Here is an 18,746-nt window from a genome sequence, read left to right as displayed (position 1 = left end):
AAAACCTTCAAAATTCTTGCTGAGCGATATCGCAATCGAGGCAAAAGACTAGCATTGAGATTCAATCTAATTGCTGGAATTTATAACTTAGAGCTGAGTGAAAAATGACTTATGAAAGAAATCTAATATAAGTTCAAACTATTTCTTTGAATTGTAAGGTGCTCTGAATGACTGTTCAGCTAAGGTTTTGTTTTTCTATTTAAGTTACTGAATTTATAATTAAATAAGGAGTTTTTTATAAGCATTTCTATTTTTTATTTTGCTAATACGAAACAACTGAATTAATCTTCGCGGATTAAGTTTGAGGTCAAAGTATGATTTCATGGTTTTTTATTGGTCTAGTTATCAGTATTTTGTTAACGCCAGGACCAACCAATACCTTACTCGCATCTTCGGGTATTCAAGTTGGGCTACGTAAATCATTCCGACTCATTCCAGCGGAAGCCTTTGGTTATCTTATTTCGATTAGCCTATGGGGTTTTCTCATTGGTAAAATTTCCGTACATCTGCCTTTACTGCCGACCATTTTAAAACTGTTTAGTGCTGGCTATATTCTATTTTTGGCTATGCGATTATGGCGTACAGCAACTGTTGCTGAAAATTTTAATCAAAAGGGCATTCGTGCACGCGAACTCTTTGTTGCGACGTTATTAAATCCTAAAGCACTATTATTTGCATCTGCGATTTTTCCTGCATTGGCTTGGCAAAATGCGCAGTATTATGTAGCTCACATGCTGATCTTTTTGTTGTTGATCGTTCCTATTGCATTTTTTTGGACCTTTCTTGGTTCCGTTTTGGCATCGAATAAAATTAGTTGGCTCAATCAAGCCAATTTACAACGAACAGCATCGCTAGTCTTGGTTAGTTTTTCGATACCACTGAGTTATTCTGCGATTTTAAAACTCTAAATTGATTTGAAAATGACTAAATCCGCTTAGTTCGGCAAAGCTTATTTTCATTAAGTCGGATTTCAGTTAAAGTACCACGCAATAATTGATTTAAGTTTTTGGATAGAGATAAATGGCTATTAAGTCTGATCGTTGGATTCGCGAAATGAGCGAAAAACACGGCATGATTGAACCGTATGCAGAAAACCAAGTCCGTTATGATGAAAATGGCGAAAAGCTTATTTCGTATGGCGTGTCGAGCTATGGTTATGACGTGCGCTGTGCTCGTGAATTTAAAGTCTTTACCAATGTTCATTCAGCAATTGTTGACCCTAAAAACTTTGACGATAAAAGCTTTATTGATATCGAATCAGACGTTTGTATCATTCCGCCAAACTCGTTTGCACTAGCACGTACAGTCGAATATTTCCGTATTCCACGTAATGTGTTAACCGTTTGTTTGGGTAAATCAACCTATGCGCGCTGCGGTATTATTGTCAATGTGACGCCTCTTGAACCAGAGTGGGAAGGTCACGTGACTTTAGAATTTTCGAATACAACCAACTTGCCTGCACGTATTTACGCGGGTGAAGGTGTCGCACAAATGTTGTTCTTTGAATCAGACGAAGTGTGTGAAACCTCTTATAAAGACCGTGGTGGTAAATACCAAGGTCAAACCGGTGTGACTTTACCGAAAGCTTAATCCTTCGAATTTAGTTTAAAAAAGCGGGCGAAGTAGCCCGCTTTTTTGTTGGGTCATTCATCGGAAAATAGACCATTCGGTGGGGAAGTTTTTGCAATTGAGTAATTATTCAGCATAATAAAAAGTTAAGTGACTGGTCTATCACAAGTCTCCATTTAAGGAATAAATGGACAATAACATCAAAGCCAGTTCTCAGGAATAAATATAAGAGAGATGCAGAGCATCTGATAAAAGGAAGGTCGAGATGACTCAATTCACCCAGGCTAAGTTATTCCGCCAGAGTTGCTTAGCAGCCGCAGTCAGCATGTTTGCTGCACCATCTGTTTATGCGCTTCAAGATTTATCAGATGAAGCACTTTCAGCCACAACGGGTGAAGGTGTTGCACTCACTTTAGAAAATTTCAAAATGGTCTTTCAAGGGCCAAATGACCGTTCTACGGCTTCTAGTTATGCGTCTGGTATGGTTGATCCAGGGAAAAGCGATACAGGTTTTATTCGGATTATTCCTACAGGTGAAAACTATGAACAATTAGGCCAGCGTGCTTACGATAAAATCTATAAAGCTGCATATGTTGATGCCTATCAGCAAGGCCGAGTTACGGGCTATAACGGTGTTTATGACTCCACTTTCTTAAGTTCTAAAAGCACCTATGAGACCAATAATGCTACACGTATTACCAATGAAACCATAGCAACATATTCAACAGAATATCGTGGCCGATTAGTACAGTCTTATCTTGAATCACCAACGATGAAGGCATATTACGATCAGCGTTATGCAGATTATTATGATGGTTCATCGTCTGGTTTGAAATTAGAAGATGATGGTACAACGAAAGAATCAATTACACCGTGGTTAAAAGAAAAGTCTCAAGCTGCTGCTTTAAAAAATACCTATGAAATGATTGAGTTACTATACGGTAACAATAGTACGGGTAATTTACCTACTGGGTCTACGTTTTATAAAAATTATGTCTCAGGAAAAATTACACGTTCAAATCTTATTGATCCAACAAAAGATGCTCAGTTAAATGCCAAAGCTGCAGAAACCCTCAATCAGTTGGCAACGGACTATGCCAAGCTTGAAGCTCAAAAGGCGAGTGATTCAGCATTAGCAACGGTGAAAAAAAATGCTGAAATTACAGCAAAACAAATTGCCTCGACTGCGACCGTATCGAGCCTCAGATCGAAAGCAGATGTATTTATATATGGCTTAGCCCTGTCCAATAGCAAAGATAAAAATGGAAAAAGTTCATTAGCAACGCGCTATACAGACCAAGGATTTAATTGGGGTACAGCAGAAAATCCATGGCTTTTCCATGCGGGAAATCAAGATGTTGAACAATTTGCGGCAAATAATAAAGGAAATGTTGGTTACTTAGCCATTGAGGCACCATTAAAGAAAATTGCAGCAGATGATGCATCTAACAACATCAAACTTGGTTTGTGGATGGATGTATTTTCACGGTCTTTAAATTCAAGTAATGTTGTTGATCCTATCACTGGTGCGCCCACCAGCGGCTTAGATAAAGACTATCGTTTACGGACTCAAATTGTTGCCAATGGCCTGAGTTTAAATGGTTCACAAGTTCGCATTTTCCAAACCCTGAAATCAACAAATACCAACTATAACCAAACTTTAGGTTTAGCCAGTTTAATTCGTATTAATACCAATGATCGTGCTGAGTCACTGAGTATCAATGATGGAGATTTGGATGCTCGCGGCATGCGTATCAGTACAGCTGCACGCTCTGAATTGGATGATGGAACAGCAGCGACACCAGCGATGGATCGTTCTGCAGCTCCAATCTTTCATGAAACTGAAGGTCTATATTTATATAGCCCAAATATCAATTTAGTTTTAGGCAATATGTATCAGCCCTTTATTGTGGGTTCAGAAGGTCGAAATATTATTTTGGAAGTGACACGTATTCCAAATGTACCTTCTATTTACAGTAAAATTTATACTTACTATACGGATATCGCTGGTAATACCACAGGTACATCGGGTTTAACTGCTGCAGACTTTAAAGGTTCAACCTGTAATGTCTATAGTTGTGGCACGGAGTTAAAAGCAAACTCTTCAGATGCGACAGCACTATATCAAGGACGTAATGCAACACACAGTAGCATTGCGATCGGTACAGTAGAGCGCTTGCCTGGTAATCTGTTGAATGCAAAAAGTACGGATACTGCGACAGGTGTGGTGTTTAAAGGTGTCAATGGACAAAGCACGAATTTAGGATCTGTTGCCATAGATGGCGTATTGATTCAGCACTTAAAAATAAGAACAACAGGGCTGTAGGAGAAATCACATGTATAAAATTTTATGCGCTGTTGTTTGTGCTGCACTGACACAAACTCATGCAGGTTTAGTGTCTATGGATAATAGGGAACTTACCGCTGCAACCGGTCAAGGCGGTGCAGATCTCAGTTGGACGCTTTCATTAAACCATCAATACGCCAATGATATGTCGAAAAACAACATTTCTATCATGGATGCGAATGGTAAAACTACTCAGGCTTTTTATGGATATCAATGTTCATCCAATGAATTTTGTCGTTTAGCACTTGCGCCCAATAATCATGTGGATGCGAATGGTAATAAGAAATGGTTGGTGTTTAAACAGTTTCAAGGAACGTTACAAATCGATCAATTTTCTTTAGATGGCGTGACGATCATCAATCGTGAAGGTAATCCACAAACGGCTATGCAGCTGACATTTTATGATAATAAACCATTAAAAATTAGAAATTTAGGTTTTGCTACCTTGGCAGTAGAAACAGGTACGACAGGTAAGGAGGGGTATGAAAATACCAGTACTTATACGACCTATACTGAAAAGAAAGCGGACGGAACGACAACAACTTTAGCAGTACCTGATTTTGATCGTGGTGCAGAACAAGGATTTATGGGTGTTAATGTGCATGGCAATATGCATATGAGTGGAAAGTTAAACATCTTCAGTTTTAACTGTACTGGAAATGGTGCAGGTCGCTGTTAATCAGCTGTGACTGAATATAAGGATATAGTGATGAAAAAAATAACAACTTTAACGGCACTCGCAACCAGTATTTTACTTGCTCAACATGCATATGCTTTTGAAGCGATGACCGATGAAAGCTTGGGTGCAGTTACGGGCCAAGATGGCATTTCTATTACCCATGAAGTTTCTAGAGTAAAAGTCGATCAGTTGAATTGGGTTGACCCGACCGACCAAAATAAGATGAAAATGGGTTTGCACAATGTACAAATAGATGGCGTTGGACAAAGTACCATTAGATCAAAATTAGATTTTGATGTGGGGACGACGGATGCAGGTGTAGGTATGCGTATTGCAGCCAGTGTCAGCCCATTTACGGCTGTTGCACAAAATATTATGCTGCTGTGTCAAGGTGCAACGTGCCAAACGCCTGCGCAAAACTTAGGTTCGCTTACGATTGCAACAACTTCACCTTTAAAAGTATTACTTGAAACCAGCAATGGTCTATTTAACCGTAATGATGCGGCTTATATGGAATTTCAATTGCAAAATGCCAGTATTAGTCATGGGATGAATGGACATAGCGTAACGTTAAAGGATTTTAACTTTAACTTTGCGGGTTCAGGTTATATGTATGTCGCAGCAGATGAAGGTATTGTCCTCACCACAAAATCAACGGGAAGCAAAGACCATACGATTAACCTTGGACGAGTAAAAGATACATCAGATGTTCATAGCTCACGTAGCGATGCCACAAACCCCGGCGTTAATATCGATCTACGTTACGGTACCGATGGTGGTGCACAGCGCAATTTAATTCGTATGGGAGCATCGGGTGCTGTCACTAATGCACGAGTGGCCTTAAATGCCAATCAAGACGGAATTAAAGATTTTGGTCTAGCAACGAAAGCTTCAGGATATGAGTCTGTTGGTTCAGGTGGTTTACATTTAGGAGTGCGCGCGGATTTTACTTCAAAGGATGATCCGAGTCTTGTTGCAGGTCAAGCACCGACAACCTTAGAAATTGGCCATACGGGTATTGGTAGTTATGCCATTGAATTTTCTAATTTAACGTCTTTAGTTGCTGATAAAAATGCCTATATTGATTTTGGCGATATTTATATCAATACCATTCAAGCCAAAAGCCTTGATTTTCTGGTAAATGATAAATTAAAAGCGACATTAGGCTTAACCAATAATGTTTTAACCCAGAATCTGTCAAATCAAACGGCGGGTGGAAATTTTGCACTTGTGGCGATTCGTGGTATGGATTTTCAGTCCATCGCGCGTACCGCACGATTTATTTCTGATAACTCAATTGCTGCAATTGCAAGTAATGACAACAGTTGGGGGATTGGTATCCCGATTTATAATATGAATGCCAATGTTGCATTATCAGAGAAAAAATACAGTTATAAAAATGCGGCTGAAAAATCAGGTATTGGCTATAACCTCGTGATGAGCACGGATGGTTATGGTGTTGATAAAAAAACAGGAACACCAAGTACGACCTCTATTATCTTGATCGATGGTAAAAAAGGCTTAAATGGCCAAGAAGTCAATTATTATGCAGGCTTGCGAAACATCAATGCGCTGATTCAATCTGATGGTGTGATTGGCTATGAAAATGACGGTATCTATGTACGTGCAGATAATTTATTGATTGCAGCCAATGCCGAGTTAGCGATTGGTCAACTTCCGGGTTCAACCTATAACTGTGCGACTACAGCTTCTGTCAAATGTGGGACAACAGTACCTTTAGATAATTTCTCTAAACGTGATGATGTGTTGACGAATATTGCGTTTAAGCTCGATGGTAAGGGGGAGCTATTTATAGTACCGGGTCTAAATGACAGTGCAGAAAATAATTATTTGTCTTTCCGTGGAAGCTTTGAATTTAAAGCCTTAACAGATGCTGAAAAGAAAGATCAAAAAGTTATGGGAAGCTATTTAAGTTTGATGAATGAAGATGTAAATGCCAGCGGTGTTGTTTCAGCTTCAAGTATTAATATTAATAAAATGCAGGGCGATCTAGGTTTTGATGCTCGAATTAAAATGAAACAAGATTCGGTAGAGTTTGATAATCAGGTTAAATTCAATCCAACCAATAATATGTCTAAAGCATTTCGCGCAGAAGTATCGATGTTAACAAATGGCAATATGCAGAAGATGGCGGATATTGCCCTAACAGGTGGAACAATGCGAAGTACGATGGGGATTACTCCACGCTAATAATATTAAATCAATAACAAATAAATAAAATAACGAACAGGGAATTTGTTATGAAAAAGAAGTTAATCAGAGGTTTGATATTCTCGACATTTGCGATGAGTAGCTTATCTCATGCAATGATGGCTTTAGATGATGAAAGCTTATCAAAAGTTGATGGTCAAGCTTTACTCTCCATGGAATATACGCAGGGGTATAATTCTGTGGATGAGAGTGGACAAGCCGTAGACCAATCCAATGTCGGCTTTTATAAACTTGGTTTGGAAGCTGAAATGGAGCTCAATGCCAATATTAAAAAGCTGCAATTGGGTTGTGGTGGTGCAAATGGCCCAGGTGCTTGTGATATTGATATCGATCATATTTCACTGAGTGGATTGCCTGCAAATAGCAATTATACGTCGGATGAACGTGCGGCAACTTCTGCTTTGTTGACCAATCCTTTTATCGAAATTGCAATTAAAGATCCCAAATCAGCTGCAACTCGTGAAGTGATGGGCTTTCGTCTGAGCGCTGAAAAAATTTCTGGGTTAATGACATTAGGTACAGAAAATAGTAATACACCCAATGGTATCAACACCTTTAGTGGGTATATGAAAACCAAAGCGTCTGCGGGTGTTGCAACAACTGCCGAGCGTGTGATGGACTATGCTTCTACGCAGCAATACATTGAAGGGGCTGTTAAGGGGACATTATTTGGTGCTGAAGTTGATCTACCGCTTCACTACAAATCAGATAATTATTCCTTTAATTTAAAATCAACCACAGCACCTTTTACAATTCCAGCCACTGTCGTGAGCGGGAATAGAATTAAGGATAATATTGCGGTATTAAAAGGCACAGGTACAGTTGATCGTCTAGATTTTAGTGGTCCATTAGAAGCTCAGATCTCTCTACTTGGGTTAAATATTAATTTGAATAAAGACGTAACAGGCTATCTTACTGGACTACAAACCGATATTACGGTAAATCAAAGTTTAGGTTTGATCCATGCACTTTATCTAAATAACCCTGCTTCGTTATCCTTACAAGCTCAAAAAATACTCTGGCCTGGTGCTGCAGTTGCAGCAGAAAGAGGTTGGTGGTTGGCGATGGAAGATGAGGTCGATTTGGGGAGTATTACACCTTCAGATAAAGTGGCGATTACGGATGAAGTGTTGAAACAAACGATCGCTGGAATTAACCATGACTTAAGTACCAATGTTCGTAATTGTGGAGATTTAATCTTTGGTTGTGTTGCAGGTTCGGCTTTAGATGTTAAAGAAATTAAAAACCCGTCATTAATTGATTTCCCATTAAACAATTTAAAACTTTCTGGACAGGAGTTTCGTTCTAACTGCTTCGGCGGGCTGAAATTCTGTTAAGGCTTAAAGTATTTAATATAAAAAAATCCCGCACTTAGCGGGATTTTTTTATATTTAGCGCAAATTATTTTGCAATTTTCGCTAAAAGGTCTTCTTTACTGAGGTTGCTTGATTCTTCATCACGGCGACCTTTGTACTCAAATGTACCAGCATCCAAACCTTTCTCACCAATAACGATACGGTGTGGAATACCTGTTAACTCGATATCAGAGAATTTAACACCTGGACGTTCATTACGATCATCTAGAAGAACATCATAACCAGCAGCAGTTAATTCTGCATACAGTGCTTCAGCTGCTTCTAACGTGCGCGGTGATTTATGCGCATTCATTGGCACAATAGCAACTTCGAAAGGAGCAATTGCAGACGGCCAAATAATCCCTTTGTCATCGAAGTTTTGTTCAATTGCAGAAGCAACAACACGGGTTACACCAATACCATAGCAACCCATAGTCACAACGAGAGGTTTGCCGTCTTCACCTAAGACTTTACAGCCAAGTGCTTCAGAGTATTTTTGACCCAACTGGAAGATATGACCAACTTCGATACCACGTTTAATCAAGATTGTACCTTGACCGTCTGGAGAAGGGTCACCTTCAACAACATTACGTAGGTCATAAACTTCGGTGTATTGTGCATCACGTTCCCAGTTTACACCTACAGCATGTTTATCGACTTGGTTTGCACCAGCAACAAAGTCTGAAAGTACAGACGCTGCACGGTCAACAATAACTGTAATGCCTTTTTGGGTTAAGCCTTGAGGGCCACAGAAACCAGCCGTTAAACCTAAGTCAGCCAATTGTGCTTCAGTTGCAAAGGCCAATGGAGCAGCAATTAATGGGTGTTTTTCAGCTTTAATTTCATTCAGTTCATGGTCGCCACGTAGGAATAAGGCAACCACTGGCGCAGCTTTACCTTCTTCAGCAACACCTTGAACCAACAATGCTTTTACAGATTGAGCAGGTTTTGATTTAAGGAATTCAGAAACATCAGCTATGGTTTTTTGATTTGGTGTATCAATAATTTCAAGTGCTTTAGTCGGAGCAGCACGTTCACCAACTAGTACGGCTTCAGCCATTTCTACGTTAGCAGCATAATCTGACTCTGTAGAGAATGCGATGTCATCTTCACCGCTAGAAGCAAGTACGTGGAATTCATGAGAACCCGAACCACCAATTGAACCTGTATCCGCTTGAACTGGACGGAAATTTAAACCTAAACGCGTGAAAATCTTGCAGTAAGCTGCATACATGTTGTCATAGGTTTCTTGTAAAGAGGCTTGGTCAACATGGAAAGAATAGGCATCTTTCATGATGAATTCACGTGAACGCATCACACCGAAACGAGGGCGGATTTCGTCACGGAATTTGGTTTGTACTTGGTAGAAGTTTGCAGGCAATTGCTTATAGCTTTTCAACTCATTGCGAGCAAGATCTGTAATCACTTCTTCATGTGTAGGGCCAAGTACAAAGTCATTGTTATGACGGTCTTTAAAACGTAAAAGTTCTGGACCATATTGTACGAAACGACCTGATTCTTCCCATAAAGATGCAGGTTGAGTGACAGGCATCAGGACTTGAAGTGAACCAGCACGATCCATCTCTTCGCGGATAATCGCTTCAACTTTATTTAATACGCGAACGCCCATCGGCAGCCAAGTGTATAAACCTGAAGCCAATTTACGAATCATCCCGGCACGAAGCATAAGCTGATGTGAAATAACTTCAGCATCGTTTGGGGTTTCTCTTAACGTTGCAAATAAAAAGCGACTCGCGCGCATGGAAACTGTCCTAAAAAATTAAGCGTTAAAGTGGAGAGTATACAATAAAAAATGAGGTGAACATTTTCCAAAGTCACCTCATTTTAGATTTTGTCATTATGACATGATTTTTTTGGCCTGACGTGCAAGGAAGTTTCGGAAATCATCCAAATAGGTAAAAATCACTGGAACAACCACGAGTGTCAGTAAGGTAGAGGTAATCACACCACCAATCACGGCATGTGCCATTGGCGCGCTTTGTTCACCGCCTTCACCCAGACCAAGTGCAAGCGGAACCATACCCATCACCATTGCGCTGGTGGTCATTAAAATGGGGCGTAAACGGGTTTTACCTGCTTCAATAATCGCTTCATAACGATTTACCCCATGATCCATGGCTTTTTTAATAAAGTCGATGAGTAGAATTGCGTTCTTTGTCACCAAGCCCATGAGCATAATAATCCCGATAATGGAAAAGAGGTTCATGGTTGAATTAAATAAGAATAGGGCTAAGAACACCCCAATCAATGATAAGGGCAATGACGCCATAATGGCTGCAGGGTGAATGAAGCTATTAAATTGTGAACCCAAAACAATATAAATAAACACAATAGAGAGCGTAATCGCTGTCATTGCATAACCCGCTGATTCAGCCATATCTTTATTGGCACCTTGCGTGACAAAACTATAACCCGGTGGCAAGTCGAAATTTTTCTCAATCTCATTGATTTCGGCTCCAATATCACCCGCGGGACGACCTGCCGTGTTGGCTTCAACCATCACTTCACGTGCCAGATCACGACGGTTAATTTGTGAAGCACCGAGTGTTTCTTCAAAGCTAGCCACACTTGCCAATGGAACCAAGATAGGTAAGCCTGTGGCATCGGTTTTTTGCGATGTGATGTACATGCTTTGAATGTCTGTTGGTAGTCGACGCTGATCTTCAGTGAGACGTAAATTTACATCATAGGTTTCGCCTTTATCATCCTTCCACGTTGTTACATTATCCCCCGCAAGAAGAGGGCGTAACACATTGGCGATCTGATTGACGGATAAACCTAAATCACTGGCTAAAACGCGATTGATATGTACACCTAGCGTCGGTTTAGGTTCTTTAAGCGAGCTTTCTAAGTCGACAATACCTTCGACTTTGGCAACTTCAACCAAGAATCGATCTGAAATGCGTTGTAACTCATCTAAGTCTGGTCCTTTAATCGAGATCATGACCGGCTTTTGACCGCCCGAAACTGTTTCATCAGCTGAGGCAATCGAGGTAATAGTAATTCCTGCCACATGTTTTAAACGGGTACGGAATTCATTGTTGAGATCCGTTAAGGTTTGACTACGCTCTGTACGTGGTGAAACGGTGACACGAATGCTGGCATGGTTTTTACCGCGATCAGTGGCACTATTAATGGCACCATAAGTGGCTTTGACTTCTGGATGCTGGCGAATGATACGATCGACTTGCTTAAGCTTCGCCTGTGAATATTCAAGGGTTGCATCAACGGGTGTTTCAAATTTGATCCGAATTTCACCTTTGTCTGGTACCGGTACAAATTCGGTTCCGATCAGTTTGGATAAACCCAATGCACCAAATAATGATGCGACGGCGATTAAAAGGGTGATGAGACGGAACTTTAAAGCAAGCTTGAGTAATTTTTCATAATGATGGCTTAAGTTATCGAGCTTGCCCGAAATCCAGTTAAAAAAGCGTTTGATTTTGCCGGGCTTTTTATTTGGATCGTGGCGTTCTGCCCAGTGAGCAGACAACATCGGGTCAAGGGTGAAACTCACAAACATCGAAATCAGTACAGCGGTACTAACGGTTACACCGAATTGATAGAAGAAACGCCCAATAATACCGCCCATAAATGCCACAGGTAAAAATACCGCGACAATGGTCAAGGTCGTGGCCAATACAGCTAAACCAATTTCTTTCGTGCCGTCGAGTGCGGCGGTGACATGGTCTTTGCCCATATCGGCATGGCGGACAATATTTTCACGAACCACAATGGCATCATCAATGAGTAGACCGATACTCAGCGAGAGAGCCAGTAGGGTCATCATGTTGATGGTAAAACCAAAAATCCAAACAAAGGTGAGGGTGCCCAGTAGCGAAATCGGTAGGGTTAAACCTGTAATAGCTGTCGAACGAAATGAACCGAGAAATAGCAAAACAATGAAGACTGCAAGTACAGCACCTTCAATAATGGTACGTGCCACATCTTTAATGCTGCCACGAATACCTTTAGATGAATCAACCACAATTTCTGCCGTCGTGCCTTGTGGTAATTGCTGTTGAATTTTACTTAAAGTTTTACGGGTATTATCAACCACCTCAATCACATTAGAGTCCGAACTTCGCAGAATGTCGACAGCAACGGCTGTTTTACCATTCAGATAGGCACTCGACTCCATTTCGGCTTGGCTATCTTCTATCTCGGCAATTTGTTTGAGATAAATCGGCGCGCTATTTTTATTGGCAACCACTAAATCTCCAAAAGAATTTGGGTGAATAACCCGAGATTTAATTTCGACCACCAATTCTGAGTTCTTTTGTTTTAAGGTTCCTCCCGGAACTTCAATATTTTCAGATTTTAGGGTGTTTATAACTTGATCGATCCCAATCCCGAAACTTTGTAATTTTTGCGGATTTACTTGTATTCGAATTTGTCGCTGCGCATCGCCCAATAAATTGACCGTACCTACACCGGGAACTGTTCTGAGCTGTGGCACAATCCGTTGATTGAGATAGGAACTCAAATCACGTAAAGACATATCCTTTGATTCAAAAACAATCGACATAATCGCACTGGCAGTAGGGTCGTAGCGTTCTACAATGGGGTCATCAATTTCATCACGAAATTGTGCGGTTACCGGTGCAATTTTATCTCGAATATCCTGTGCAGCTACAGAGGATGAGACGTCTAGATTAAATTCGACAATGACCGTGGATAAACCTTCACTGGACTGTGAAATGACTTGCTTAAGGCCTGAAATCGTATTGATCTGATCTTCAAGTTTCTTGGTGATCTCAGATTCGACAGACTCAGGAGAAGCACCCGGATAGTTGGTGTAGACTACAACAAAAGGGAAGTCGACATCAGGAAACTCTTCAACACCCATACGTTGCCAAGAAGCGAGTCCTAGCACCATCAGACAGAACATCATCATGATGGTGAAAACAGGATATTTCACACTAATTCGGGTTAACCACATAACAACTGTCCTGCCTTATTCTTTTAATTTTGGCTGATACTTACATCTTGTTTGATATCTGAATCATTAAATTTAATTCGGCTGATCAGATCACTATTTTGTAAGCCCTGAACAATCGCGGTGTTATTGCTATAACTCTGATTCAAAATTTGTACAGGCACTTTGGCAATTTTATTTTGACGTATGACCCAGACATAAGGTTGGTCTTTTAGACTTTGAATGGAATCGAGTGGAATTTTTTGGCCTGAAATATTATCTGTACCTAAAATGTGACCTTCGACAAAAGCACCAATACTTAATGATGTAATGGTTTCATTTGGGGCTGCAAAAAATTCAATTTGGCGACTTGCTTGATCAGCAATCGGTGAAATCCGACTGATTTGTGCAGTGAGTAAATTGCTATTGCCTTGGATGTTATATTCAATTTTTTGTCCAATTTTCAGTGCAGCTTGCTGATCACTTGGTAATTTGGCTTGAATTTCTAATTGGTCTGGATTGACGATTTCAAAAAGGGTTTGTCCGGCAGCAACCGTTTGTCCCGGTTCAACATCACGTTTGGTAATCACGCCTTGGATAGGACTATAAATGGTGCCGTCTTGATTGGCTTTACGTGCAATATCGACATTGGCTTGTTGGGCACGAACATTTTCCATTTGAGCTTGGTAATCGACACGACTTTGTTCAAACTCTACTTTGGAAATAAAGCCTTGATTCAGCAAACGCTGTTTGCGCTCCATCATTAGTTTGGCTTGATTGGCTTGAGCTTGCGTGGATGCGAGGTTCGCTTGAGATTGAGCAAGACGTGCTGCGTTGTCTTGATTATTTAAATGCACCAATACTTGGCCTTTGCTGACACGTTGTCCGACCTCTGCATTAACATTGGTTGCAGTCGCAGTGACTTGGGCTTGAATACTGCTCTGATTGACCGCCCGAATGGTGCCTGTAAATGCAGTTTTGGAAATTGCGTTGCCTTGTTCGATCGTGACCAGATCTTGTTGAATCAATTCAATCTTATTTTCTGGTTTTACACTTTGCTGCGAATCTTCTTTTTGACATGCAGCCAAAGTCAGGCTTATGCAAAGCAGGCTAAGCTTTAAAAATGGGGATGATTGCTGTGCAGATTGCATAATGGTCCTTATATCAGCGGTCTACAAAAGCAATTGAATAACAAGTTTATTCCATCGCTTTTAAACGCGTAATAATTCTGTCGTATTCAGCTTCTGTATTTCGATAGCGAGTTTGTAACGATTGAATGTATTCTTTTTTCGCTACCATATTTTTTTGATTATTATCCAACATTGTTTTTAATTTTGCCGGAACGGTTTCACCTTTTCGAAAATGTTCACGTTCTTGGCGAACAAATAATACACGATCATTTTGTAATTGTTTTAATTGTTCTTGTTCAAACACGATCTGTTTACGTATACCCGTCAGTGCATCACGCTTTTTAATGGCCGCAGTTCGGCTATTGGTATAGGCTTTTTTAAGTTTGATATCTGATGCTTGCTGACGTGCTTGAGCAGCACGCTGAGGAGCTTGTCTAACGTCAGCTTCAGCATTGTAGGGGCGGTTACGTTTAATCACTTGCATATTTTGATCAAGTGCTTCATAACCATAGCGGATGTGATTTGGTGTCACATTGGTACTGATGTTTGCTACACCTTTATTGTCATAGTAGCGATACCAAGTCGCCTTTTGTGGTTGCTGCATATTGTTTGGTGCAGCAAATAAAAGCGGGGTATAAGCCAGTAAACAAGTCGTCAGGATGACTTTTTTTGAGAAATGTTTAAGGCCAATCAAGTGAATTTTTTTTGTAAGCGGACTCAACCTTGTACTCCCCAGTTTAAAGTTGACTAAATTACTTATTTTAAAGTAATAATCTTGCTATAATATGCTTAATTAAGACAATTAAATACTATTCCAAGTTAAAAAAAAATCGTTGGTCATCGGAAAGTGTGAAGCAGTTAATAAAAACAAGAAATCTTGTGTGTTTGCGCAGAAAATGTTCATTGAAAACGCAAGTAAAGATATGTTAAAAATGTTCACAACTTGTAAATAATAATGCTGCTAACTTAATTGTTTGTACATCCTCAATGGGTAGGGTCAATAAATGGACGATAAATTCCAAAATCTAAAAGTCATGGTAATTGATGATTCAAAAACCATTCGTCGTACGGCCGAAACGCTGCTTCAGCGTGAAGGATGTGAAGTCGTCACTGCTGTAGATGGTTTTGAAGCACTTTCAAAAATTGCAGATGCGAATCCAGATATCGTATTTGTCGATATTATGATGCCACGTCTTGATGGCTATCAAACTTGTGCCCTGATTAAAAACTCTCAAAATTATCAAAATATTCCTGTGATTATGCTTTCAAGTAAAGACGGTTTATTTGATCAGGCGAAGGGTCGTGTTGTGGGTTCGGATGAATACTTAACGAAGCCATTCAGTAAAGATGAATTGCTGAATGCAATCCGTAATCACGTTACAGCTTAATTAGATTTTTTATTTTTTGGGGAAAAAGCATGGCACGTATCCTAATCGTTGATGATTCACCAACAGAAACATTCCGTTTTAAAGAAATTTTAGGTAAACACGGATTTGAAGTGATTGAAGCTTCAAATGGGGCAGATGGGGTGACGATGGCTCAAGCTGAGTTACCTGATTTGGTCTTGATGGATGTGGTAATGCCGGGTGTGAATGGATTCCAAGCAACACGTCAAATTGCACGTGGTGCGACCACCAAACATATTCCGATTGTCATTGTAAGTACCAAAGATCAGGCAACTGACCGTGTTTGGGGTAAACGCCAAGGTGCTTCTGATTATCTAACTAAACCTGTAGACGAAAAACAATTAATTGATGTGATTAAGCAACACCTCAATGCAGGATAAAGCTCTATGGCAGCAAATGGATTTATCGAATTACTTCGAATCGCAAAACGAGGAAACAAAAACTACGTTTCCACTGAAAATGAAGTAAACCGATGGTCAGGCATTGCTTTTGAGATGATGGGGCAATATTACGTTGCTCCTTTAGGTGAAGTAGCTGAAGTGATCTACCCACCAAAATATACGCCAGTTCCCAACACCCAACCTTGGGTGATGGGATTAGCCAATATTCGGGGACGCTTACTTTCTTTGTCTGACCTAGCACAATATATAACCGGTCATCGAAGTAGTTTTTCACCCACTCAAAAAGTTTTATGTATTAGTCATAATGACCATTATGTCGGTTTGGTAGTCGATCAAGTTTTGGGTATTCAACACTTTAATAAGAAAAGTTATTTTTCTAAACATAATGAGTTGGATCGAAATTTACAGGAATATTGTCAGGGGTATTTCCACCAGCATAACCAGCAGTGGAATGTATTTCTCTTCAGTCGTTTACTGCAAAATCCCAAATACATGAACGCATCTATAAAATTTATAAATTAATTGTCGCGCACGAACGAAAGAAGGCGTAATCGGGGAGAAGCTGAATGGGCTTTAAACTTAAAAAGAAAAATACGGGTGAAAGCACCAGTGGTCGTAAAGGCGGTAATGCTTTTCTGGCAAAACTGCAATCACAGACAGATCAATTATCTCGAGTTTTTGGTGATAGTGAAAAATCCAAACCATTTATTTATGGTGCGATTGGTTCATTAGTACTGGCAACGATCATTTTATTATACCTATTCTATAGCGTTCCTCGCGGTAACCAATTAACGCAAAGTTTGGGTGAACTCCGTCTTCTTTCGCAAACAATTTCGCGTCAAGCAACTGAGGCAACTGCTTCAGGTACTGAAGATGCAATGAAAAAATTAATTGCTTCTCAAGATTCGTTCAAAGAAAACTTAGAAACTGTAAAAGATATTCATGCAAATACCGATGCGCTGAAATCTGTAGATACGCAGTGGGCTGAAGTTTCAAAAAGTATTGACTTGATTACTTCGCAGCAAAAAATCATTAACAAGTTATATGACACGAACATCGCGATTGGTGAAACCATTCCGGGGATTCAGGCGGAATATAACTTGATGGTCGACCAAATGGCACGTCAAGACATGCCTTCGAACCAGGTGGTGATTGCGAAAAACCAAGTATTCATTGCAGAACGTATTTTACGTTCGATCAGTTCGGTGCTTTCAGGTTCTGACAGTTCACGTGAGTCTGCAGATGACTTCAGTGCCGATACTGAAACCTTTGGTTTGTACTTAAATGCCCAATTGGATGGTAGTACAGAGCTTGGTGTACAACGTATTGAAAGCCCTGAATTACGTGAGTCACTTGAAGGTATTAAAGCTGAATATGATGACGTATTGAAATCAGCGGCTGCGACGATTTTGAAAAACTCAACGCAAATTGTGAACGTACGTAAAGCATCTTCACAAATTTTTGCTGAGTCAGACAAATTATTGGGTAACCTAAATCAATTGTCTTCTAGCACAGGTTTAAAAACTATTTTACCTGCGGTACTGTTGATTCTTGCATTAACTGCCTTCTTGATCTGTGTATTCAAACTTCTTTCTTTACGTGGTCAATCGGATAAATTCCGTGTAACCCGTCTTCAAGAAGAATATGACCGTAACCAGAACGCGATTTTACGTTTACTCGATGAAATTGCCGATCTTGCAGACGGTGACTTACGTTCGTATGCGACGGTATCTGAAGACTTTACGGGTGCGATTGCCGACTCGATTAACTTCGCAATCGACCAATTACGTGATCTTGTATCGCGTATTACAGAAACTTCTCAAGAAGTTGCGCAATATACCGCGAATACGCAGGGTATTACCAACCAGCTTGCAGAAGCATCTGAACATCAGGCGCAAGAGATTGCTGGTGCATCTGCTGCGATTAACGAAATGGCAATGTCGATTGACCAAGTATCGTCGAACGCTGAAGAATCAGCTGTCGTAGCTGAACGTTCTGTACAAATTGCTGCAAACGGTGCAGATGTCGTAAACCGTTCAATTGAAGGTATGGACACGATTCGTGAACAGATTCAGGAAACTTCAAAACGTATTAAACGTTTGGGTGAGTCTTCTCAAGAGATTGGTAACATTGTCGCACTGATTAACGATATTGCCGACCAAACGAACATCTTGGCATTAAACGCAGCAATTCAGGCGTCGATGGCGGGTGAAGCAGGTCGTGGTTTCGCCGTGGTAGCGGATGAGGTACAGCGTCTTGCGGAACGTTCAGCATCTGCAACCAAACAGATTGAAGGCTTGGTAAAAACCATTCAAACGGATACCAACGAAGCCGTAATTTCGATGGAACAAACGACTTCGGAAGTAGTACGTGGTGCGAACTTATCTAAAGATGCCGGCGTAGCACTGGATGAAATTCAGTCTGTATCGGGTAACTTGGCGAAACTGATTGCAAACATTTCGGATGCTGCAAAACTTCAGTCTGCTTCTGCAGGTCATATTGCGACAACGATGAACGTTGTACAAGAAATTACCTCGCAAACCACCAGTGCAACATTTGATACTGCGCGTTCGGTATCTGAATTGGCGAACATGGCTGAATCATTACGTGAATCTGTATCTGACTTTAAACTCCCAGAGTAAGTCAGGCGCAAACCTGCAGTACCTTAGCTACGGCTAGGGTACTGCA

Annotated in this window: 14 protein-coding genes and 1 pseudogene; 11 read left to right on the top strand and 4 right to left on the bottom strand. The window is 40.4% G+C overall.

Annotation, left to right across the window (positions count from 1 at the left end):
* From FTU38_RS07735 to FTU38_RS07705, 7 genes and pseudogenes are all read left to right on the top strand, one after another.
* Positions 1-108: pseudogene (locus FTU38_RS07735) on the top strand (IS5/IS1182 family transposase); the annotation flags it as partial.
* Between the two features lie 206 nt (positions 109-314).
* Positions 315-908 (top strand): LysE family translocator, encoded by a 594-nt coding sequence (locus FTU38_RS07730; protein ID WP_078192265.1) that lies wholly within the window; start codon positions 315-317, stop codon positions 906-908.
* A gap of 112 nt (positions 909-1,020) precedes the next feature.
* Positions 1,021-1,590, top strand: coding sequence for a dCTP deaminase (dcd, locus tag FTU38_RS07725; protein ID WP_005008040.1), 570 nt, complete (start codon positions 1,021-1,023; stop codon positions 1,588-1,590).
* A 244-nt stretch (positions 1,591-1,834) separates the two neighbouring features.
* On the top strand, positions 1,835-3,895 hold the full coding sequence (locus tag FTU38_RS07720; RefSeq protein WP_180110921.1) for a hypothetical protein: 2,061 nt from the start codon (positions 1,835-1,837) through the stop codon (positions 3,893-3,895).
* Positions 3,896-3,905: 10 nt separating this feature from the next.
* On the top strand, positions 3,906-4,595 hold the full coding sequence (locus tag FTU38_RS07715; protein WP_180064934.1) for a hypothetical protein: 690 nt from the start codon (positions 3,906-3,908) through the stop codon (positions 4,593-4,595).
* A 30-nt stretch (positions 4,596-4,625) separates the two neighbouring features.
* Positions 4,626-6,806 carry a DUF6160 family protein gene (locus tag FTU38_RS07710; protein WP_180110920.1) on the top strand — a complete coding sequence of 727 codons (2,181 nt, stop codon included), beginning with the start codon at positions 4,626-4,628 and terminating at the stop codon, positions 6,804-6,806.
* 50 nt (positions 6,807-6,856) lie between these two features.
* Positions 6,857-8,164 (top strand): hypothetical protein, encoded by a 1,308-nt coding sequence (locus FTU38_RS07705; RefSeq protein WP_180110919.1) that lies wholly within the window; start codon positions 6,857-6,859, stop codon positions 8,162-8,164.
* A gap of 64 nt (positions 8,165-8,228) precedes the next feature.
* On the opposite strand, the gene FTU38_RS07700 is transcribed toward FTU38_RS07705, so the two are convergent.
* The 4 genes from FTU38_RS07700 to FTU38_RS07685 all read right to left on the bottom strand — a co-directional run bounded on the left by FTU38_RS07700 (position 8,229) and on the right by FTU38_RS07685 (position 14,909).
* Positions 8,229-9,944: a proline--tRNA ligase gene (locus FTU38_RS07700; protein ID WP_180110918.1), complete on the bottom strand. Its 1,716-nt coding sequence runs from the start codon at positions 9,942-9,944 to the stop codon at positions 8,229-8,231.
* Between the two features lie 96 nt (positions 9,945-10,040).
* Entirely contained in the window at positions 10,041-13,145 is a 3,105-nt protein-coding gene (locus FTU38_RS07695) for an efflux RND transporter permease subunit (protein ID WP_180110917.1), read from the bottom strand.
* 23 nt (positions 13,146-13,168) lie between these two features.
* Entirely contained in the window at positions 13,169-14,272 is a 1,104-nt protein-coding gene (locus tag FTU38_RS07690; RefSeq protein ID WP_180110916.1) for an efflux RND transporter periplasmic adaptor subunit, read from the bottom strand.
* A gap of 46 nt (positions 14,273-14,318) precedes the next feature.
* Positions 14,319-14,909 carry a hypothetical protein gene (locus FTU38_RS07685; protein WP_373683972.1) on the bottom strand — a complete coding sequence of 197 codons (591 nt, stop codon included), beginning with the start codon at positions 14,907-14,909 and terminating at the stop codon, positions 14,319-14,321.
* A 346-nt stretch (positions 14,910-15,255) separates the two neighbouring features.
* Here FTU38_RS07685 and pilG point away from each other — a divergent pair, with 346 nt between their 5' ends.
* From pilG to FTU38_RS07665, 4 genes are read left to right on the top strand one after another with little or no spacing between them, the layout of a single operon-like run.
* Positions 15,256-15,639, top strand: a complete 384-nt coding sequence (gene pilG, locus FTU38_RS07680) for a twitching motility response regulator PilG (RefSeq protein WP_078191060.1) — start codon at positions 15,256-15,258, stop codon at positions 15,637-15,639.
* 29 nt (positions 15,640-15,668) lie between these two features.
* Positions 15,669-16,037 (top strand): response regulator, encoded by a 369-nt coding sequence (locus FTU38_RS07675; RefSeq protein WP_078191059.1) that lies wholly within the window; start codon positions 15,669-15,671, stop codon positions 16,035-16,037.
* 6 nt (positions 16,038-16,043) lie between these two features.
* Positions 16,044-16,580 (top strand): chemotaxis protein CheW, encoded by a 537-nt coding sequence (locus FTU38_RS07670; RefSeq protein ID WP_078191058.1) that lies wholly within the window; start codon positions 16,044-16,046, stop codon positions 16,578-16,580.
* A 44-nt stretch (positions 16,581-16,624) separates the two neighbouring features.
* Entirely contained in the window at positions 16,625-18,700 is a 2,076-nt protein-coding gene (locus tag FTU38_RS07665) for a methyl-accepting chemotaxis protein (protein WP_078191057.1), read from the top strand.
* Positions 18,701-18,746: the final 46 nt, after the last annotated feature.

Source organism: Acinetobacter sp. YH12098, assembly GCF_013419235.1.
Classification (GTDB): Bacteria; Pseudomonadota; Gammaproteobacteria; order Pseudomonadales; family Moraxellaceae; genus Acinetobacter; species Acinetobacter amyesii.
This window is presented reverse-complemented; position numbering and strand designations above follow the sequence as displayed.